Source organism: Fibrobacter sp. UWP2 (genome assembly GCF_900141705.1).
Lineage (GTDB): Bacteria > Fibrobacterota > Fibrobacteria > Fibrobacterales > Fibrobacteraceae > Fibrobacter.
The window spans coordinates 76,478-95,526 of sequence record NZ_FQYM01000009.1 but is presented as its reverse complement, the minus strand read 5'-3'; the positions used below and the strand labels follow the sequence as shown (position 1 = coordinate 95,526).

The window sequence follows — 19,049 nt, the reverse complement described above, 5'->3', positions numbered from 1 at the left end:
TGCTTGGTGTTTTTTTGCTGAACCAAATTTACAAGTTGGAGACCACCTTTTTCTTTTTGGTTGCAGAAATTTCAACTAACTTTGGGGCATCTTCCTCCAGCGCCGACGAAGCCTCCACTCTCAGCTCGAGTTCCTCTTTAATCAACCCCCTCGACAGTTTCGACTTGGGCGACCTCGACACCAGCTCTATCAAAGATTTGCTCGACAGCATGGGCTTTGGCGAGCTGTTGGACCAGCCGGAGTGCACTGCCGCCAATGAAGGCGCAAAAGACACTGCGGAAATGTTTGGAGTGAAGGTCATTAGCGTTTGCAAAAATGGCGAATGGGAACCGGACTCCGCCGCAACGATGGAAGCTTCCGGTGTGCCCGAATGCACCCCTGCCAACGAAGGTGAAAAATATGAACAGACCATTATGGGCATGACAATATCTATGATCTGCCAAGATGGTGAATGGGTCGAAGACAACGCCTGCACCGAAAATGGCGCAACCAAGACCGAATCCATAATGGGATTTGAAATGACCTACAAATGCGAAGACGGCGAATGGGTCATGGACACGAGCAACATGGGCGGATTTGGCGACTTTGAAAACCTCGGCACCATCGGCGACGTCATCGGCACTGCCCCCACTCCGGCTGCTGAATAAGCCTAGCCTTATTTGAAAAATGAATCCCGCGGTTTTGCCGCGGGATTTTTTTCTTAAAGTTCACTGTAATGGACGAGCTTGCGGTTGTTGTTGAGCGCGATGCGGACAAGGTCCCGAACCTCGCCCGTCAGCCGGGGGAAGTCGACCGGGTGGAGCGCTATACGCGGGAGGCCCACAGGGAGCGACAAAACGAACTGCCCAAAGGAGAACGCCAGCTTTTCGGCAAAGCGCGGAATTCCCGCAAAACTCGATACCGCCGACGCGTAACGGCGGCCCTTGGCCGTCGTCAAAGAAAAGCGGTCTTCGTACAACATTTTTAGAGCGTGCACCTGGTGCGGCAAATACTTGTTGCTGTACCAGGTTGGAGGGATGAATGCGACCGGCGCGATGGCTCCGCCCTCGGCCTTGGCGTCGACACCCAAAAGTTCGTTCCAGGCGGCAAGCCCCGCCTGCAAAAGTCGAGTGGACTCGAATTCGCTCAAGCCGGCGAATTCCGCCTCGCCATGCGTGAGGTTCATGCCGATAAGCCCCATGTAGCTGCGGCCCTGGCTGAACTCAGCCTTGTGCTTGTAACCGTGCAGGGCGAGTTCAAAGCCCTCCGCACGGAGTTCCACCAAGGCTTCGCGAAAGCCAACCACCGCATCGGCGTCGGCGCCCTCGGTAGAGGGAATCACAAGCACGCTAAAGGGACGCCCCGTGAGTTCGGCAAGCGAATGCAGAACGGGAACGCACTTTTGGTAGTTCCAAACACTGAAGTCGTGAAAGCAGAGAAGGAATTTGCGAGCCATGCTATGAATATAGTTAATAGTTCTGAGTTCCATTATGAGTTACTAGTTCTGAGTTACTAGTTTCAAGTGTTGCCTTTGTCAAGATGCGTCTTGAATCCTGAACTTCTAGTAACTAGTAACTAGTAACTAACGACTAAATTACTATCTTTCCCACTATGTTCGAATCCATCATCCTCGGCCTGTTACAGGGCCTCGCCGAATTCCTCCCCATTTCCAGCTCCGGCCACCTCGTGATTGGCAAGTCCCTCCTCGGTATGAAGGAGGCGGGCATGTTCTTCGACATCATGCTCCACGCCGGGACGCTTCTCTCCATTTTCGTCGTATTTCGCCAAAAGATCGTGGACATTATCGTGGGTTGCCTCCGCCGCGACCCGGCGCAGCTCCGCGAAGCGGGCTATATCGTACTCGCGAGCATTCCGACAGCGCTCATTGGCCTCGGTTTCAAGGACGCCCTCGAAAGTTTGTTCGAAAACCCGCACGCCGTTTGCGTCGCGGAACTCTTTACCGGGCTCTTGCTGTTCACCAGCCAATGGGGCCCGACCGGCGCCAAGCATCCCGATGCCAAGGGCGTGGGCATGAACTGGTGGCGCGCCCTCCTCACCGGTACCGTGCAGGGCATCGCCTGCATCCCGGGCATCAGCCGTAGCGGCTCCACCATCAGCGCCATGATGTTCATGGGTGTGAACCGCAAGTACGCCGGCGAATTCAGCTTCCTCATGAGTATCCCCGCCGTGGGCGGCGCCGCCCTCCTCGACTTTATCAAGTGGTTCAAATGCCAGAATCCCGAGACTGTCGCCCGCTACGCCATCGAAAAGCCCGAAAAGGCGTTGGCTTGTGCCGACGCCAGCGGATTCACTCCGGAACTCCTCGTGGGAATGCTTGTGTCGTTCGTATTCGGCATCATCGCCCTCAAGTGGCTCATGAGCTTCCTCAAGAAGGGCCAGTTCCAACACTTCGCCTGGTACGTCTGGGCGGTGGGCATCCTCGGACTAATCTTTATCTAGGCGTTCTTGACGCAGCGAACCGAAAGCGCGTCGGAGCGGTAGACGCCCTCGATATCGGCAAACTCGTTCGTGATGCTCAAGCGGTATGCATTGGATTTACCGTACTCGTCCTTGCTCCAAAAACGGGCTCGGGCGCCAAAGTGGCAAAAACTGCCATTGCCAAAGCGGTAGCCCGCGGGCAGGGCAAAAAAGCCAAGAGAATCCTTGCCGGGATTATGCCAAAAGCATGCCGCGCGAAGTTCTTCGCCGTCGGAACCCGATGCCATGTGCTCCATGAGTGACTCCCATTCCTTGTTGCTCGGAATGTGCCAGCCTTCCGGTGCGAGGCCGCGATAGTTCTCGTCCTTCATCTTCTCGTACATGGCCATGTCATTGGCAGGCGACTTCGTGGCGTATTCCGCAGGGATGTCCATCGCCGTCGTCCATGTGTAGAGGCGACCGTACTTTTGCACATTGGCTTCTTCGCCACCGGGGGCGAAACTTCCCTCCGCCTTAAAACGCAGGCTCTCGGCCATCCAGATTTTATCGCCGATTTTTACCGTACGGTAGGTCTCGCCGTCGCGCTCGTCGGTCAAGGTCCCATACTGGAACTTGGCCGCGTTTTTACGCATGCAGTCGTCATAGGGCACCTTGTTCTTCGAGGATTCCCGTTTCGACGCCCGGCTGACCACGACCCCAAGGCGATACGCCGCAACAGCGACCACCACAACAACAAAAACAATGAAAACAATAAAGGATATATGCATATAAATTCCCCCTGTTTAGGTTCTACAGAATAAATGTACACTTATTCGTGAAAAAAAAGCAAAAAAAACGGCATTTGCAGACTTTGGCACGGTAATTGCTTTATTAGGTGCAGAAAACAGAATACGCATACATTTCGTTTCATTTTGAAACATCGTATCGCTTGCCTGCTTGAAAATAAAACATAAGGACGTAAAATGGCAACAGAGAAGATGGAATTCCAGACCGAAGTTCGCGACATGCTGAACTTGATGATCAACTCCCTTTACAGCAACAAGGAAATCTTCCTCCGCGAACTCGTTTCTAACGCGGCGGACGCACTTGACAAGCGCCGATTCCTCTCGCTTTCGAACGCCGACTTGCTTCCGCAGGGCACGCAGCTCCGCATCGACATCTCGGTGAACAAGGAAGGCAAGCGCATCGTTGTCGAAGACAACGGTATCGGCATGAACAAGGAAGACTTGATCAACTGCCTGGGCACCATCGCCCGTAGCGGTACCAAGAACTTCATCAAGAATTTGAAGGAAGGCGACAAGGGCAGCGTCGATTTGATTGGCCAGTTCGGCGTGGGTTTCTACTCCGTGTTCATGGTCGCGAAGAAGGTCGAAGTGTTGACCTTGAAGGCCGGCGAGAAGCAGGGTTACCTGTGGGCCTCCGAAGGCACGGGCGAATTCGAGATTTCTGAAGCCCCGCGCGACAAGGTGGGCACCAAGATTACCTTGTACCTGAAGGACGACGAGGACGCCGAAGACTTTGCCAGCGAATGGAAGATTAAGGACATCGTGCAGAAGTACAGCGGCTTCGTGAGCTACGGCATCTACTTCCACCCCGAAGCAACGAAGAACGACAAGGGCGAAATCGAAGAAAAGCCCGAAGAACGCTTGAACGAAAAGCAGGCCCTTTGGCGCCAGAGCGAAAAGGAAGTCACCGAAGAACAGTACAAGGACTTCTACAACGTCATCAGCCACGAAGCCGACGAACCGGCCGCCTGGAGCCACAGCCACGCCGAAGGTTCCCAGGAATTCTGGAGCCTCGTGTACATTCCGTCGAAGGCCCCGTTCAACATCTGGCACAACGACGCTTTGCATGGCCTGAAGCTCTACGTGAAGAAAGTCTTTATCATGGACGACTGCAAGGACTTGCTGCCGCCTTGGCTCCGCTTTGTGCGCGGTGTGGTGGACAGCGAAGACTTGCCGCTGAACGTGTCCCGTGAAATCTTGCAGAACAACAAGATTATCACCAACATTCGTAAGCACGTGATCAAGAAGGTGCTCGACACCTTGCAGAACATGGCCGACAAGGATGCCGCCAAGTACAACGCCTGGTGGCGCGAACTCGGCATGGTCCTTAAGGAAGGCTTCTACATGAACTGGGAACATCTTGACGAACTCAAGAAGTTGCTCCGCTTCGAAAGCACCAAGACCGAAGGCGACGCTCTCGTGGGCCTTGACGAATACGTGAAGCGCATGCCCGAAGGCCAGAAGGAAATCTACTACCTCATTGGCGACAAGAACGCCGTGAAGTCTAACCCGATGCTCGAAGCCTTCAAGGCCAAGGGCTACGAAGTGTTGCTCATGAGCGACGGCATCGACGAGTTCATGATGTCGAGCCTCACCGAATTCGGCGACAAGAAGTTCCATGACATCGCCCGCGGCGACGTGGACTTCGAAAAGACCGAAGACGAAAAGAAGGCCGAAGAAGCCAACAAGGGAATCTTCAAGGGCCTCTGCGAAAACCTGCAGAAGGTCTTGGACGAAGACATCAAGGAAGTCCGCGTGTCCAGCCGCCTGAAGGACAGCCCCTGCTGCCTTGTAACCAGCGAAGACGCCATGAGCGCCCAGATGGAACGCATGATGAAGGCGATGGGCCAGAAGAACTTGCCGAAATCCAAGCGCATCCTCGAAATCAACCCGACGCACCCGATTTGCGAAATGCTCAAGAAGAAGGCCGAAGCGAAGGAAGATCTGGGCGATTGGCCGAAGGCCCTCTACGGCCAGGCTCTGCTTGCCGAAGGCTCTCCGCTCCCGAACCCCGCTGAGTATGTGGCTGCAATTACGAAGCTCTTGACCGCTTCCGTCAAATAGCCGTTTCTGTGTCATTCTGAGCGGAGGCGTGTAACGCCGGAGTCGAAGAATCTATACACTTGCGAAAAAGACCGCGATTCACTCGCGGCCTTTTTCGTTGACACCGGACCCATTTTTTGTTAAATTTGAATTTGCGAATGAATTGCAAATTAGAATACAAGACGAAAACGCGACAAGTCATCATGGACTTCATGGTCAAGAATCCCGACCGGATTTTCAAGGCTTCCGATATTGCCCAGGACCTGCCCTCCGTTTCGCTGAGTACCATCTACCGCAACCTCTCCCGTCTCGAAAAAGCGGGCATCGTACAGATTGTCGGCGCCGAAGAAAACAAGGAACTCCAGTACCGCTACACGGGCCCGAGCAAGTGCCAGGAGAAAATGCACCTCGTGTGCAAGGAATGCGGCAAATTTTTCCACCTGGAAGGCCCCGCACTCAAGATGCTGCAGCTTTCTGTGCAACGTAGCGGATTCGAGCTGGACCAGCAGCAGTCGGTTCTGCTCGGGCGCTGTGCCGGATGCTCACGGAGGCGCATACGTCATGATTAAGGCTCTACTGCAGTCTATCATTTTTGACAAGGATCTTTCATGAAAAAGTTTTCATTCTATGCGACATTGTTTTTTTTGATGACCTTTATGCTGACCGCATGTGAAACGGAATCCGGGAAAAAAGATTCCACACCGAAAAAGATTTCCGTCGTCGCGACCATCTACCCGCAGTACGACTGGCTAAAGAACGTGATCGGCGAGCGAGCCGACGCGGTTGACCTGACGCTACTCATCAAGAACGGCACCGATTTGCACAGTTACAAACCGTCGGCACAGGACATCGCGACCATCGCCAAGGCCGACCTTGTCGTTTACGTGGGAGGCGAATCCGACGAATGGGTTGAGAAGGCTCTTGAGGCTACCCCGAAGGAAGGGCGCATCGCGCTGAACCTGATGAAGGCTCTCGGCGACCGCGTGAAGGAAGAAGAAGTCGTGGAAGGCATGCAAGTCGACCCTTCGGCAAGCTCAGGGACCGAGGAACAAGTGCATGACAAGGTCACCGAGCCTGCCGAGGCGACCTCCGAGCATCATCACCACGAAGAGGTCGAGAACGACGAGCACATCTGGCTTTCGTTGAAGAACGCCTGGATTTTGGTGAACGCGCTCGCCCAATCGCTTTCGAAGGTGGATTCCGCAAATTCGTCTATTTACACAGCGAACGCTGTCATCTACAACGCAAAACTCTGGGCACTGGACAGTGAATTTACCACGGCCATTTCGGGCGCTTCGCAAAAGACAGTCCTGTTCGGCGACCGATTCCCGTTTCGTTATCTGGTGGACGATTATGGTATTAAGTATTATGCCGCGTTTGTTGGCTGTTCCGCCGAAAGCGAGGCGAGCTTTGAGACGGTTACGTTCCTTGCAGGAAGGATGGATTCTCTACAACTGCCCACGATATTCACGATTGACGGGAGCGACGGAAAAATCGCCCGAGCCATTCTCGAAGCAAGCAAGCAGTCCAAGGGCGCCGAAATCCTGACGCTCAATTCGATGCAGTCGGTGACGGACGAACAGATAAAGGCCGGCGTCGATTACCTCTCCATCATGCGCGACAATCTGGAAGTATTGAAAAAGGCTTTAAAATAATATGAACGATTTAATCCCTCTGATAAAATGCCGCCAGCTGACGCTCGGCTACGGAAGCAAGGACCTGGTCCGCGACTTGGATTACGACGTGAATGTCGGGGACTACCTCTGCATCATCGGACGCAACGGTTCCGGCAAGACAACGTTCCTCCGTGGAATCGCAGGCTTGCTCAAGCCCAAGTCCGGAGACATCGAACTCTGCGACGGCCTGAAGCGCAGTGAAATCGGTTACCTGCCGCAGATGACGCTGGTCCAGAGGGATTTTCCCGCATCGGTGGAAGAAATCGTTCTTTCCGCATTCCAGGGCAAGTTCCGCCTGCTCCCGTTCTATGGACGGGCCCAGCGGGAGCGCGCCATGGAATGCATGGCGCTCACCCGCACCGAAAGCTTGCGCAAGTCGTGCTTCCGCGAGCTTTCGGGAGGCCAAAAGCAGCGCGTGCTTTTGGCCCGGGCCCTCTGCGCTGCCGAACGCCTACTGCTTCTCGACGAGCCCGTTACCGGCCTCGATCCCGAATCGACGGATACCATGTACCGCGTCATCAAGGATTTGCACAAGAACGGAATGACCGTCGTGATGGTCACTCACGACGTGGACTCCGCCCTGGACGATGCCACCCGCGTGATGAACTTCGACCAGATTTCTGTGAAGGGGAAATAAGATGCCAGAAATTATTGAAAAACTTTCGTTCTACCTGGATTTCCCCTTCGTGCGCTACGCGGTTATCGTAGGCGTCCTCGTTTCGCTCTGCTCGTCGCTTTTGGGCGTGACTCTTGTGCTCAAGCGCTATTCCTATATCGGTGACGGCCTTTCGCACGTGGCCTTTGGCGCACTCGCCATTGCGGCCGTGCTCAAGGTGACGAACAATATGCTTCTCATCTTGCCGGTGACAACTGCCGTGGCGGTGCTCCTGCTCTGCACGGGCAAGCATGCGCGTATCAAGGGAGATGCTGCAGTCGCCATGGTTTCGGTGGGCGCGCTTGCTATCGGTTATCTGTTGATGAATATCTTCTCGACCTCTGCGAATATTTCCGGTGACGTGTGCACGACGCTTTTCGGTTCCACGTCCATCCTCACGCTCCGTGTGGAAGAGGTTATCCTCTGCGTGGTACTCTCGTGCATCGTGCTGTTTGTCTTCGTATTGTTCTATCACAAGATTTTTGCTATCACCTTCGATGAAAACTTTGCGCGGGCCACGGGCGTCAACACAACGATTTTCAATCTGCTGATTGCTGTCATCGTTGCTGTCATCATCGTGCTTGCCATGAACCTTGTGGGCGCCCTCCTGGTGTCGGCCCTCGTAGTTTTCCCGGCACTTTCGGCCATGCGCGTATTCAAGAGCTTTTTCTCGGTGACGGTCGCTGCGGCCACCCTATCCGTGATTTGCTCACTCATCGGCATCGTGATTGCCATTCTCGCAGGGACCCCCGTTGGTTCTACCATCGTGGCGGCGGATATCGTAGTTTTCGGCCTATTCTACCTGATAGGTGTTGCACGAAACGACGGTAACTAATTTGTCCAAATATTCGACGAATTCCCGGACGAAGGAACTTCTATCACCATCACCGGCGAGTTCGACCTTATCAAAGAAGAAGACGAAGGCTCCTACCCCATCATTCGCAACGCGAAGATGTCTATCGAGTAATTATTGACTAAAAAACTGGATAAGCGTTATCCAGAACGTTGGATAATCAAGCAAGACAAGGCGCGAGCCTCCGTAGCGTACTAAAGCGTACGTAAGGAGGCGAGCAACGCAGTATTGCGCCGATTAGCGAACGTTCTTACCCGTGGTACAAATTACCGGACTGGTAATTCGGTTCCGTGGTCAAATTCACACCCAGCCTGCGGAACACGCCCACATCCACCTGCGAGAGGATAACGCTGGAATGCACTTCGCAGTGGCGCAGTTCCGGCAACTTCTCGAGAGCGATTTTCGCGTTGTAGTCCGTGAGGGCACACACAGAGAGCGCCACGAGCGCCTCGTCCATGTGCAAACGCGGGTTCTTGTGCCCAAGTTGCTTGGTCTTGAGGTTCTGAATCGGCTCAATAACCATCGGCGAAAGCAGGCGCACTTCGTCGGGAATGTGCGCCAGGTGCTTCAGCGCATCCAACAGCATAGCTGAAGACGCCCCCAGCAGGGACGACGTCTTCGCCGAGATGATGGCGCCATCATTCAGCTGGATAGCAATCGCCGGGCCATCGGTCAATTCGGCTTTTTCCACGGCAGCCGCAATCACGGGGCGGTCGGCAGTGCTGATCTGCGCCTGCTCCATGATCAGTTCCTGCTTGTAAATCTGGTCCTTGTCCGCATTGCCCTTGCGCACGTCACAGAGCGTGTTGTAGTAACGGCGGATAATTTCTTGCTTGGCGGCTTCGCACACGGCGGCATCGTCGACAATGCAGTTGCCCGCCATGTTCACGCCCATATCCGTGGGGCTCTTGTACGGGGACTCGCCCAGAATGCGGGTAAACAAGGCGTTCAGTACCGGGAAAATTTCCACGTCGCGATTGTAGTTGATGGTGGTTTTCCCGTAGGCTTCCAGGTGGAAGGGATCGATCATGTTCACGTCGTTCAGGTCAGCGGTGGCGGCCTCGTAGGCCAGGTTCACCGGGTGCTTCAGCGGGATATTCCAGATGGGGAACGTCTCGAACTTGGCATAGCCAGCCTTTACGCCGCGCTTGTTCTCGTGATAAATCTGGGAGAGGCACACGGCCATCTTTCCACTCCCGGGGCCGGGAGCCGTCACCACCACCAATTCGCGGGTGGTCTCCACAAATTCGTTCTTGCCGTAGCCGTCATCACTCACCACCAGCGGTATGTTGCTGGGGTAACCGGCGATAGGATAATGACGGTAAACCTTCAGGCCCAAATCTTCTAGCTTCTTCTGGTAGACGATGGCGCTGGGCTGCTCTTGCCAGCGGGTCAACACCACGGAGCTCACATACAGGCCGTAACCGCGGAAGGCGTCAATCAGGCGGAGCACGTCCTGGTCGTAGGTAATGCCCAGGTCGCCGCGGACCTTGTTCTTCTCGATATCGCCTGCGTTAATGGCGATAATGACTTCGGCCTTGTCCTTGAGTTTTTCGAGCATGCGGATTTTACTGTCGGGCTCAAAACCGGGGAGCACGCGGCTTGCGTGGTAGTCATCGAACAGCTTGCCGCCAAATTCCAGATAAAGTTTTCCGCCAAACTTTGCAATTCTCTCCTGAATCTTTTCGGACTGCGTCCTCAGGTACGCGTCGTTGTCAAAACCGATTTTGAACATAATCCTATTTTCTTCCTCTATATCAAAATTATCGGGGTAAAAGTAGAAAAATCAGTCCAATTTTTTTAAAAGTTCGTTCAAACGGCTAGTCATTTGAGACGCGCCGACAAGGCAAAGATGATCGTTGTTTTCGGCCATCGCATCGTCGTAATCGTGCGCCCCCATTTTATTTTCGTCCATCAAAATAAAATTGGGGAACCTATCCGATATCGCCTTTATCTTCTTTATCAAACCAGGAGCCTCGCTTCTCCGGATTCCATACCGTCCAAAGGATCCCGTACTTGCATAGCCAGGGCTCATGGGGAAAATAATGCCCACGACAACGATATTCCTATTGGCAGCAGTCTCCACCATCCTTTCGAGCCGTTGCAGGTTGTTCTCGAACAGCATCCCGTCATCCTTCACCCAGTTGGAATCCCTATCCACCGTGGCGGTCGCCCACCCGCCGCATTCCATGTTGTTGGCGTTTACGCCGCGTGTCGGGATGAAGTTGTTGTAGTAGTAGTCCATGCCAGGCGAAACCGAAGTCAAATACGGCAAATCCTTGGGGACGCCGTCCTTCCAAAACGAGTGGTTTTCATCGTAAACGTACCCCGGGTATTGACGGTATTCAGAATAAAAGAAGTTGTCGTCATTGTTGTTTTCCTTTTTCCACCACATGTCAATATCCAAAGAGAGAACCAGGTACTTTATGTTTTTCACATGTGGGATGACATAGTTCTGTAACAGATAATCCGAAACAAACATGGAGTTGGGAACGTTGGACAAATTAATCGTGAATAGGTTCTCGTCCATTTCCAACGGGTTCAACCCGTTCATGGAGCGGGAAGACCCCAATATGACGACCTTGGCCTCGTCCTTGTAGTTCCACAGCAAATCCAGCTTGTAACGCAATATAATGGCCGCCTGGCCTCCACCATCGCCAAAGTACACACCGGCGCTGTCCACATTCACCGACCCCGCATCTATGCGCTTGGACACGTCCATGGTCCAAAAGCTCGGATGCCACAATTCGTCGCCCTCCACAAGGTCCGTAATGGAACTATCGGCAATGTCTACCAGAACTATTTTACCATGCACCCCGTTGGCGTTGGCGAGCGTCGCCACAACGAGCCCTCCCTCTCCTTGGTAGCCACTCACCGGGGACATGTCCCCCACCAGCCACTCCGTGTGATCAAAGCTGTAGCCGGTCGGGGCAGGGACCGCCCGAACCAGTTTCCCAGTGCTGTCTACCACAAGGAGCGCTTCGTGAACACCATAGTCATTTCCAACAAACGAACGCCCCGTAGCGCCGCCAAAGTCAAGGAACACAGTCCTGTTCGAGGAGTCCCGGGAAAGGGAAACATTGCAGGCTTGTTCCCCGTTATACCAAAGGGTATCGCTGTTGCCCACACGGGCACGGAGGAGCCGCGCGCCCGTCACAGCCAACTGGTTATCGCTGCTGATTCCACCATGGAAGGCGCCGTCGTAAAGTTTCGTGGGAGTCCCAAACTTGCCGTTTTCAAATGTCACTTGCCAGGTGGAGGCAGACTTGAAAGAGGCCATGTCCTTGTTGTTGCCAGCATCCGTCACATAGACAATCGCCGTGTCACCAGTTTCGGTGATTCGCCAACGCGGGATCGCCGCGCTTTCCACATCCAACTTCACTAACCCGCTTCCATCCGCCTTCAGATTGCGGACATAAAGTGCCGATTTCCCGGACACGCCCTCCAGCTTTGTGCAAAACGCCACGCGGTTCCCGTCGGGAGATATTTCCGGGTGGTAGACCTCCATAGTGTCCGCGACCTCCACAACAGAGGGCAAGCCGCTCGCATAGTCAATAAAGGCGAGATTCCCCGTGAGGTCGTTACGGAACGCCAGCTTGGTATGGAAGGAACCCGTCATGGACTTCACCTGCGCCGAAGTTGCCAATGTCACAAAACGACTGCCAGACGCCGCACCGTTAGAGGACATCCATACAGCATTGGGGATGCTGCCATATGCTATTCGAAAGCCAACGTATTCTGCCATGGTCGACGACGTCACCGTATAAACATCGCCGCGACTGTACAACTTCATTGTCGAGGGATCGTTGCGGAAGCTCCCGCCCTTCACCACACGCTCCTCGCGGGCACCGCCATCGGGAGCGCCCACGTAGTTTGTCACCGTCGTGTCGCGGAATTGCCCTTGCCAGTCGTTGACCCACTCCATCGCGTTTCCCGCCATATCGCAAAAAACGGTGTACTTGTCAATGGATTCTGCCGTTTTTTCGCCAACATCTTGTGCGGAACATACCTTGTGCAAATGGTGGCCCGAGTTAGTCGAGTTCCACCCATTTGCAGGATTCCAGCCTATGCTCGCGGCCAAAACCCACTCCGCCTCGGTCGGAAGTCGAAAACCATCCACCTCCGGGTGGAACACAAGCCCTTCGAGGTTGACACAGCGACCGGAACCTTCGTACGAGACTTTTGAATAGGTATACACCGTATCCTTGCCTTCGGACTTGCTCTTGGCATTGGCAAACAGCACGGCATCAAAATACGTAACGCCGGTCACGGGATACTCGCTGTTTTCGCAAGCTTCGTGACTCCCCATGAGTGCGGCAAATTCCCCACAAGTCACCTCGTGTATGCCCATGGAAAACGAGTAATCCAAACGCACCGCCATTTCAGGGGTTTCCCGAGAGGGGACATTCACACCATTTACACCCAGCAGTACCGTTTTCCCCGAGGCTTCGAGGACAAGCATTCCCTCATAACTTTCATCTACAGAGACAATAGCGCCGAGGGGCTTATCCGAATTGGAACAGGCGAACAGAAACCATGTCAGGGCCGCCATCAAAATAAGCTTACTCATCTTCAACATACGTCCCTAAAAATAAAAAAGAGACCCGTCAACGACGGGCCTCTTTTTTAATTGTGTTATTTTTTCGAACCTCGAAAATCCACGAAAGTTGGATAATCAGAGATTAGACAACTTTCGTCATGCCGGACATGCGTTCGCGCAGCCAAGCACCGACTTCTTCCACCGGATGCTGACGGATGTTCTTGTTCACCTTGATGAGCTCTTCGTTATCCACAGCGGTGGTCTTGCCTTCGCCGTAGATAGCGCCGATGTCGTCCTTCTTCACTTCGTTCTTCATGAAGTCGGCGAGCAGAGGCACGCACTTGTTGGCGAACAGGTAGCAGCCGTATTCGGCGGTGTCGCTGATCACGCGGTTCATTTCGTACAACTTCTTACGAGCGATGAGGTTCGCGATAAGCGGAGTCTCGTGGAGGGATTCGTAGTAGGCGCTCATCGGCTTGATGCCCACGGAGCACATGGTTTCGAAAGCGAGTTCCACACCGGCCTTGATCATGGCGGTCATGAGAACGCCGCGGTCGAAGTATTCCTGTTCGGTGATGACCTTGTCGGTAGCTTCGACCTTTTCGAATTCGAGCTCGCCCGTTTCGCCACGCCACTTGAGCAAATCCTTGTCGCCGGCTTCCCAGTCGACCATCATGGTGCTGGAGAACTTGCCAGAGATGATGTTGTCCTGGTGTTCGCAGTAGAGCGGCTTCATGATCTTCTTCATCTTTTCGGCGAGTTCCGTGGCGCGGATTTTGGCCGGGTTGGAGAGACGGTCCATCATGTTGGTGATGCCGCCGTGCTTCAGGGCTTCGGAAATGGTTTCCCAGCCGTACTGGAGCAGCTTGACCGCGTAAGCCGGTTCAACGCCGAAATCCTTCACCATCTTGTCGTAGCAGAGGATCGTGCCGGTCTGGAGCATACCGCAAAGGATGGTCTGTTCGCCCATGAGGTCGGACTTCACTTCGGCAACGAAAGAGCTTTCGAGAACGCCCGGACGGTCGGCATGGAGGCCAGCGGCGTAAGCCTTGGCGTAGTCCCAACCCTTACCTTCGGGGTCGTTTTCCGGGTGCACGGCGATAAGGCAGGGCATACCGAAACCGCGAACGTATTCGCTACGGACTTCGGAACCCGGGCCCTTCGGGGCGACCATGATCACGGTGATGTCCTTACGGATTTCCTGGCCTTCTTCAACGATGTTGAAGCCGTGGCTGTAAGAGAGGGCGGCGCCCTTCTTCATGAGCTTCATGATGGCCGGGATCACGTTGTGGTGCTGCTTGTCCGGTGTGAGGTTGCAAACGAGGTCTGCATCCGGAATCATTTCTTCGTAGGTACCGACCTTGAAGCCGTTTTCAGTAGCGTTCTTCCAGGACTGGCGCTTCTGTTCGATAGCTTCCTTGCGGAGCGTGTAAGAGACGTCGAGGCCGCTATCGCGCAGGTCAAGACCCTGATGGAGACCCTGGGCACCGCAACCGACGAACACGATCTTCTTACCCTTGAGGGCTTCAACACCACGGCTGAATTCAGAATGTTCCATGAAACGGCAGTGGCCAATTTCTTCGAGTTGGCGACGCATAGGGATAGAATTGAAATAATTCATTTTTTGAACCTCTGTTAATTAGAATGTTTCCGGGGGAAATATAGTTAAAAATACACCAAAGGGGGACGAATCCCCCTGATTGCAGCCGCGGCACGCCGCGTCTTCCATACACCCTCACGCCTAGGGGCTCCGCCCCTAAAACCCCGAATTACGTCATTGCGAACCCCAAGCAGGGGTGAAGCAATCCATTCGCCCTGCTAGGGGACTCCTACGGAGGCCCTCGCTACTCGGCTCACCTATACGGAAATGCTAGCATTTCCGTGCAGGATTCGCCTCACTATTAGTCCTTGAGACAACGAACTGAAAACCCGTAGATCTTATAGCCGTCGTGCAGGTACGCACCCTCGCTGTCGTAGCCCAAGTACATGTAGTACGCGCCGGAGCTATCGTCCTCAGTGGCACTCCAGAAGTCCGCGTTGTAGCCATCGTTGTAGAAGTAGCCATGGCGGTTCCTGTTGCCGGCGGGCAACGCCGAGAACGAGTAGGCATCCGTGCCATTGCCACTACTATACCATCCGGATGTGGACTTGAGCACCTTGCCTGCGGTTAATTGACCGCCGACTGCCGTGAACAGGGCATTCCATTCCGTTGTATCAGGCAGGTGCCAGCCCTCGGGGCAGACGCCACGAACGGGATAAGTCGGAGAACAAGTCTGATCATAACCACAACCCTTACCGTTCGTGCTCCAAGTGCCCGCACTGTCCATGGCAGCAGCCCACGTGTAAAGGCGACCGTATTTTTCGCAATATTCGGCAGAATCATTGTAGCAGAAACTGTTATCCATTTCGTAGTTGAGGTTCTCCGCCATCCACCATTGGTCGCCGATTTTTACAGTCTTGTAGGTTTGACCATCGCGGTCATCAAGTACAGTCCCATATTCACAGTTGTCTTCAGTTTCTGTTTTGCAAGGAGTTGCCAAAAATTCAGAATTCGACGAAGACTCCATCTTGTCCGCAGAGCTACTACTTGTCTCGGACAATTCCTCCGAACAACTAGACTCCGCATTGCCGCTGCTAGAGATTGCTTCGTCGTTACACTCCTCGCAGCGTGAATCGCTAGAATCGGTCAATTTTTTTGTTGAAGACGAACTTCCCTGCTCTTCGGCACTACTCAAAGTCGTAGGTTCATTGTTCTCTGCCGATGCCGACGACGAATCATCACACGCCGCCAAAAACGCCACCATGCAAAGCGCCACAAAAATCTTTTTCATAAAAATCCTTCGCCCAACGGCTACATTTATCCAGTGGAAATATAATTATTCCCTAATCCACTACGCCACGGTTTTCAGCAGCTCCCTGCCGATACGGCGCAGTTCCTCGTCAATGAGTTTTTTCCTTGCCGCAGAAGGTTTCTTCGTTCCGTTTACGTATGCGGCGAACAGGGGCTGAGGGATCCCCAATCGGCGGGCAAACGCCGATGCGTTCAGTTCGGGGAACAGCCAGAATACGCGGCCAATGGGATTTGTCTTTTTTGGCGAAAAGAATCCCGAAAGTTCCAGGCCCTCGTCCAGATCGTCAAACCACACACCATCGCAATCAACGCGACAGTTCTCCAACTGTTTTCGCGTTGCCTTCCGCAGCGGTTCGTAATCGCGAATGAGTTCCCGCCCGATTCGGCCGTCTTTCAGTTCAACACAAACAGCGTCTTTCTCGACCCAAAGCCTTTTTACATCTTTTTCCGAAATCTCGTTCATAAAGAGATTCCACCCCTTTCAAATATCTTCGGCACAATTAATATAGGTTATTATTTAATAACCGTCAATAATTTTTATTTTAGGATCCACTTGTCCAGAAAGGCCATTTGTTCGGCAGTGTGAAACCAGTGCTCGCCGCCATCCATTATGGTCAAGGGGGCACCGTTTTTCAGTACTTTATCTTGAAGTAATCCAGCAGGGCCTTATAGTTGTCCTGCGCCGTAAGGCAAGTGTCCTGCATGAATTCGTTCACACGACCCCACTTCTGGATTCCTCGGTAATAGAACAGCCGCAGTTCCTCGCTAATGATGAACGGGACAATCCTGTTTTGCAGGCATTGCCAGAGCATAAGCAGTCGACCAACGCGGCCATTGCCATCCTGGAACGGGTGAATCCGTTCGAACTTCACATGGAAATCGATCACGTCATCCAAAGAAATCGTGCCTTTCGAATTGATGTCCGAAATCAATTTTGCCATGTGCTTGTGCACGGCCTTGGGCTCCACGGTCTTTTCCTCGCCCACTTCGTTGGGTAATTTCTTGTAATCCCCCACCACAAACCAGTCTTTCTGGCTATCCGAAGTATTCGCTTTCAGAATCCGATGGAGTTGCTTGATGTGCGCCTCAGTCACCTTGTCCGTCGCATGGTCAATGACATAGTCAATACAGCGGAAATGGTTGACAGTTTCCATGATGTCGTCGATGCGCGTGTTCTCGGAGGTCGCCCCCAGCGTATTCGTCTCGAAAATGAACCGAGTCTGTTCCTTGGTCAAGCGGCTCCCTTCGATATGGTTCGAATTGTAGGTCAAGTCTATCTGCGTGCGATGATAAATGCCCCCCTTAAGGCGGCCCTGCTTTTCCTGGCGCAGGCGTTCCAGCAGAGGCGACAGTTTCGCCTTCCCCTTCTTGGGTAGGGCTGTATCGGCAGGAATATTCCAAGTCTTGCCGGTAAGGAAAGCCCCCTCAATCTTGCCCGTAGCACAATAGTTACGGGCCGTACGCTCGCTAACTCCGTACTTCTCCGCAAAGCGGGTGACGGAAATATAAATTGCATCTATCGGCAAATTTTGGTCTTTCATACACCAAAACATACATAAAATTTGCCGATATCGGCAAATTTTATGTTAAAAACGAGTAAAAAGTACCATCTAGCCTTCGAATTTCCAGCCACAGTCGTTGTGATAAATCATCTGGCGGGTCATGCCGCCGTCGATGCAGATGTTTTCGCCGGTAATAAAGCCGGCCTTGTCGCTCGCGAGGTAAAGCACCATGTTCGCGATGTCGAGCGGGTTGCCGACGCGGCCCGCAAAACTCACGGCAAGCGCGTGCGCCCCGCCCGTCACCACGACCACTTTATTTTCAAACGATTTCATGAGAGAAAATATACACTAAAACGCACAGAAGTCTGCGACCCTGCTTGACGCACATGCCGCATTATCCTATTCTTTTCGCTGATGCTCCAGTTTTTCGATGTCACAAGAGATGCCCCCTGGTTTCCGCAGGTCAAGGCGCTGTACGAATCGGCGTTCCCGGCGAACGAACGCATCCCGATAAAGCATTTGCTTGACGACAAAATCGAGCGGGAATTCTGGGCATTTTTCGACAAGAAGGATGGTGCGAACGCAGCGACACCCAAGTTCTGCGGGTTCTCGAACTCCATCACGCACGGCAACATCACGAACATCGTCTATTTCGCCGTCGTTCCAGAGCTGCGCAGCCGTGGGTACGGCTCGAAAATTCTGCAAGCCATCCGCAGGCAACACCCCGACACGCGCATCGTCGTCGATATCGAAGTCGAAGAAGATTCCAAGGACGCCGAAGAACTCGAACGCAGGAACCGCCGCCGCGAATTTTACACCCGCAACGGCTTTGACTCCTCCCCCGTCGATTACGTCTGGCAAGGCGAGCACTACCGCCTACTTTCCGCCGGCGGCACTGTCAACGAAAAAGAATTCCGCGACTTCTGGAAAGAAATCCTGAAGAACGTCCCCGGAGCGAAATACCCGTAAAAACTTATAGGGGCTCTTTTTGAGCTGAGAAAAAAAATCCAAAACTAACGCCCGCCCCTGTTGCCTATCTAGCAACAAAAGACTATATTTAATACCAAATTCAGTCCGATTTAAACAAGAAAGGCTCATCATGAACCCGATAAAGAACATCAAGCCGATTTCATACATCAAGGCGAATGCCGCACAGGTTTTGGATCACGTATGCGAGTCACACACGCCTTACGTGGTCACGCAGAACGGGGAGGCTCGCGGAGTCATCTTGGACATTGAAACATTCCAGACCATGCAAGACGGGCTCAAGCTCTTCAAGTTGTTCGCGCAGAGCGAAACCGAAATCGCCAAAGGCGAAGTCGTTCCGCAAAAAGACCTGTTCGATTCTCTGGAGCGTGAACTGAATGCCAAGTAAAAAAATTCAGGTCATCTGGTCGAAATCGGCCGCATTCGACCTAAAATCCATAGTCACGTTCATCGCAAAAGACAGCCCCCAAAATGCCCGAGATGTCTTGGCAAGAATCAAACGTGAATGTAAAATGCTAGAGTCGTTCCCGAACCTGGGTAAAGTCCCTGCCGAACTCGAAGCCCTGCAAATAGGGGGCTATCGGGAATTATCCATTTCACCCTGGCGGGTATTCTACAAGAAGCTCCTCAATCAGGTTTTCGTTGTCGCCGTCGTAGATTCCAGACGCGATCTAGAAGATGCGCTATGGAACAGGCTAATGCGCTAGGGGCTCTTTATGTTATTATCTTTTCAAGGCCC

General features: G+C 53.3%; 19 protein-coding genes. 10 read left to right on the top strand and 9 right to left on the bottom strand.

Annotation, left to right across the window (positions count from 1 at the left end):
- Positions 1-647: hypothetical protein (locus BUB55_RS06495; RefSeq protein WP_234971829.1), on the top strand; the 647-nt coding region annotated here is incomplete at its 5' end.
- A 53-nt stretch (positions 648-700) separates the two neighbouring features.
- Here BUB55_RS06495 and BUB55_RS06490 read toward each other — a convergent pair.
- Positions 701-1,435 (bottom strand): DUF2334 domain-containing protein, encoded by a 735-nt coding sequence (locus tag BUB55_RS06490; RefSeq protein ID WP_073189255.1) that lies wholly within the window; start codon positions 1,433-1,435, stop codon positions 701-703.
- A gap of 155 nt (positions 1,436-1,590) precedes the next feature.
- Here BUB55_RS06490 and BUB55_RS06485 point away from each other — a divergent pair, with 155 nt between their 5' ends.
- A complete protein-coding gene (locus BUB55_RS06485; RefSeq protein WP_073189253.1) occupies positions 1,591-2,439 on the top strand; it encodes an undecaprenyl-diphosphate phosphatase in 849 nt (282 codons plus the stop codon).
- On the opposite strand, the gene BUB55_RS06480 is transcribed toward BUB55_RS06485, so the two are convergent.
- A complete protein-coding gene (locus BUB55_RS06480; RefSeq protein ID WP_073189251.1) occupies positions 2,436-3,185 on the bottom strand; it encodes a fibrobacter succinogenes major paralogous domain-containing protein in 750 nt (249 codons plus the stop codon). The two genes, BUB55_RS06485 and BUB55_RS06480, sit on opposite strands and share 4 nt — an antisense overlap.
- A 195-nt stretch (positions 3,186-3,380) precedes the next feature.
- Here BUB55_RS06480 and htpG point away from each other — a divergent pair, with 195 nt between their 5' ends.
- The 5 genes from htpG (at position 3,381) to BUB55_RS06455 (ending at position 8,412) form a co-directional block, all read left to right on the top strand.
- Complete coding sequence (htpG, locus tag BUB55_RS06475) at positions 3,381-5,267, top strand: molecular chaperone HtpG (RefSeq protein ID WP_073189250.1); 1,887 nt, start codon at positions 3,381-3,383, stop codon at positions 5,265-5,267.
- Between the two features lie 137 nt (positions 5,268-5,404).
- Positions 5,405-5,815 carry a Fur family transcriptional regulator gene (locus BUB55_RS06470; RefSeq protein ID WP_073189248.1) on the top strand — a complete coding sequence of 137 codons (411 nt, stop codon included), beginning with the start codon at positions 5,405-5,407 and terminating at the stop codon, positions 5,813-5,815.
- 39 nt (positions 5,816-5,854) lie between these two features.
- Positions 5,855-6,901: a metal ABC transporter substrate-binding protein gene (locus BUB55_RS06465; protein WP_073189246.1), complete on the top strand. Its 1,047-nt coding sequence runs from the start codon at positions 5,855-5,857 to the stop codon at positions 6,899-6,901.
- A gap of 1 nt (position 6,902) precedes the next feature.
- A complete protein-coding gene (locus BUB55_RS06460; RefSeq protein ID WP_073189244.1) occupies positions 6,903-7,559 on the top strand; it encodes a metal ABC transporter ATP-binding protein in 657 nt (218 codons plus the stop codon).
- Position 7,560: 1 nt separating this feature from the next.
- Entirely contained in the window at positions 7,561-8,412 is an 852-nt protein-coding gene (locus tag BUB55_RS06455; RefSeq protein ID WP_234971828.1) for a metal ABC transporter permease, read from the top strand.
- A gap of 268 nt (positions 8,413-8,680) precedes the next feature.
- Here BUB55_RS06455 and BUB55_RS06450 read toward each other — a convergent pair whose 3' ends face one another.
- From BUB55_RS06450 to BUB55_RS06415, 7 genes are all read right to left on the bottom strand, one after another.
- Positions 8,681-10,165: a DUF1846 domain-containing protein gene (locus BUB55_RS06450; RefSeq protein ID WP_073189242.1), complete on the bottom strand. Its 1,485-nt coding sequence runs from the start codon at positions 10,163-10,165 to the stop codon at positions 8,681-8,683.
- Positions 10,166-10,216: 51 nt separating this feature from the next.
- Positions 10,217-13,009 (bottom strand): TIGR02171 family lipoprotein, encoded by a 2,793-nt coding sequence (locus tag BUB55_RS06445; RefSeq protein WP_073189240.1) that lies wholly within the window; start codon positions 13,007-13,009, stop codon positions 10,217-10,219.
- Positions 13,010-13,112: 103 nt separating this feature from the next.
- Positions 13,113-14,591 carry a ketol-acid reductoisomerase gene (gene ilvC, locus BUB55_RS06440; protein WP_072800835.1) on the bottom strand — a complete coding sequence of 493 codons (1,479 nt, stop codon included), beginning with the start codon at positions 14,589-14,591 and terminating at the stop codon, positions 13,113-13,115.
- A 280-nt stretch (positions 14,592-14,871) separates the two neighbouring features.
- Entirely contained in the window at positions 14,872-15,801 is a 930-nt protein-coding gene (locus BUB55_RS06435; RefSeq protein ID WP_083596914.1) for a fibrobacter succinogenes major paralogous domain-containing protein, read from the bottom strand.
- A 60-nt stretch (positions 15,802-15,861) separates the two neighbouring features.
- The gene (locus tag BUB55_RS06430; RefSeq protein ID WP_073189237.1) at positions 15,862-16,284 is read right to left on the bottom strand and encodes a DUF2442 domain-containing protein; all 423 of its coding nucleotides are present in this window, start codon (positions 16,282-16,284) and stop codon (positions 15,862-15,864) included.
- Between the two features lie 169 nt (positions 16,285-16,453).
- Positions 16,454-17,362 carry a Fic family protein gene (locus BUB55_RS06420; RefSeq protein WP_073189276.1) on the bottom strand — a complete coding sequence of 303 codons (909 nt, stop codon included), beginning with the start codon at positions 17,360-17,362 and terminating at the stop codon, positions 16,454-16,456.
- Between the two features lie 69 nt (positions 17,363-17,431).
- Positions 17,432-17,656, bottom strand: a complete 225-nt coding sequence (locus BUB55_RS06415; RefSeq protein ID WP_234971827.1) for an SDR family oxidoreductase — start codon at positions 17,654-17,656, stop codon at positions 17,432-17,434.
- An 81-nt stretch (positions 17,657-17,737) separates the two neighbouring features.
- Here BUB55_RS06415 and BUB55_RS06410 point away from each other — a divergent pair, with 81 nt between their 5' ends.
- The 3 genes from BUB55_RS06410 to BUB55_RS06400 all read left to right on the top strand — a co-directional run bounded on the left by BUB55_RS06410 (position 17,738) and on the right by BUB55_RS06400 (position 19,017).
- Positions 17,738-18,292, top strand: a complete 555-nt coding sequence (locus BUB55_RS06410) for a GNAT family N-acetyltransferase (protein WP_073189235.1) — start codon at positions 17,738-17,740, stop codon at positions 18,290-18,292.
- Positions 18,293-18,422: 130 nt separating this feature from the next.
- The gene (locus BUB55_RS06405; protein ID WP_073189233.1) at positions 18,423-18,698 is read left to right on the top strand and encodes a type II toxin-antitoxin system Phd/YefM family antitoxin; all 276 of its coding nucleotides are present in this window, start codon (positions 18,423-18,425) and stop codon (positions 18,696-18,698) included.
- Positions 18,688-19,017, top strand: coding sequence for a type II toxin-antitoxin system RelE/ParE family toxin (locus BUB55_RS06400; RefSeq protein ID WP_073189232.1), 330 nt, complete (start codon positions 18,688-18,690; stop codon positions 19,015-19,017). Before BUB55_RS06405 ends, BUB55_RS06400 begins: the two co-directional genes overlap by 11 nt.
- The last annotated feature ends 32 nt before the right edge of the window (positions 19,018-19,049 follow it).

Coding starts and splice junctions, on each gene's coding strand:
- BUB55_RS06490 (WP_073189255.1), bottom strand. CDS start 1,435: ATGGCTCGCAAATTCCTTCTCTGCTTTCACGACTTCAGTGTTTGGAAC.
- BUB55_RS06485 (WP_073189253.1), top strand. CDS start 1,591: ATGTTCGAATCCATCATCCTCGGCCTGTTACAGGGCCTCGCCGAATTC.
- BUB55_RS06480 (WP_073189251.1), bottom strand. CDS start 3,185: ATGCATATATCCTTTATTGTTTTCATTGTTTTTGTTGTTGTGGTGGTC.
- htpG (WP_073189250.1), top strand. CDS start 3,381: ATGGCAACAGAGAAGATGGAATTCCAGACCGAAGTTCGCGACATGCTG.
- BUB55_RS06470 (WP_073189248.1), top strand. CDS start 5,405: ATGAATTGCAAATTAGAATACAAGACGAAAACGCGACAAGTCATCATG.
- BUB55_RS06465 (WP_073189246.1), top strand. CDS start 5,855: ATGAAAAAGTTTTCATTCTATGCGACATTGTTTTTTTTGATGACCTTT.
- BUB55_RS06460 (WP_073189244.1), top strand. CDS start 6,903: ATGAACGATTTAATCCCTCTGATAAAATGCCGCCAGCTGACGCTCGGC.
- BUB55_RS06455 (WP_234971828.1), top strand. CDS start 7,561: ATGCCAGAAATTATTGAAAAACTTTCGTTCTACCTGGATTTCCCCTTC.
- BUB55_RS06450 (WP_073189242.1), bottom strand. CDS start 10,165: ATGTTCAAAATCGGTTTTGACAACGACGCGTACCTGAGGACGCAGTCC.
- BUB55_RS06445 (WP_073189240.1), bottom strand. CDS start 13,009: ATGTTGAAGATGAGTAAGCTTATTTTGATGGCGGCCCTGACATGGTTT.
- ilvC (WP_072800835.1), bottom strand. CDS start 14,591: ATGAATTATTTCAATTCTATCCCTATGCGTCGCCAACTCGAAGAAATT.
- BUB55_RS06435 (WP_083596914.1), bottom strand. CDS start 15,801: ATGAAAAAGATTTTTGTGGCGCTTTGCATGGTGGCGTTTTTGGCGGCG.
- BUB55_RS06430 (WP_073189237.1), bottom strand. CDS start 16,284: ATGAACGAGATTTCGGAAAAAGATGTAAAAAGGCTTTGGGTCGAGAAA.
- BUB55_RS06420 (WP_073189276.1), bottom strand. CDS start 17,362: ATGAAAGACCAAAATTTGCCGATAGATGCAATTTATATTTCCGTCACC.
- BUB55_RS06415 (WP_234971827.1), bottom strand. CDS start 17,656: ATGAAATCGTTTGAAAATAAAGTGGTCGTGGTGACGGGCGGGGCGCAC.
- BUB55_RS06410 (WP_073189235.1), top strand. CDS start 17,738: ATGCTCCAGTTTTTCGATGTCACAAGAGATGCCCCCTGGTTTCCGCAG.
- BUB55_RS06405 (WP_073189233.1), top strand. CDS start 18,423: ATGAACCCGATAAAGAACATCAAGCCGATTTCATACATCAAGGCGAAT.
- BUB55_RS06400 (WP_073189232.1), top strand. CDS start 18,688: ATGCCAAGTAAAAAAATTCAGGTCATCTGGTCGAAATCGGCCGCATTC.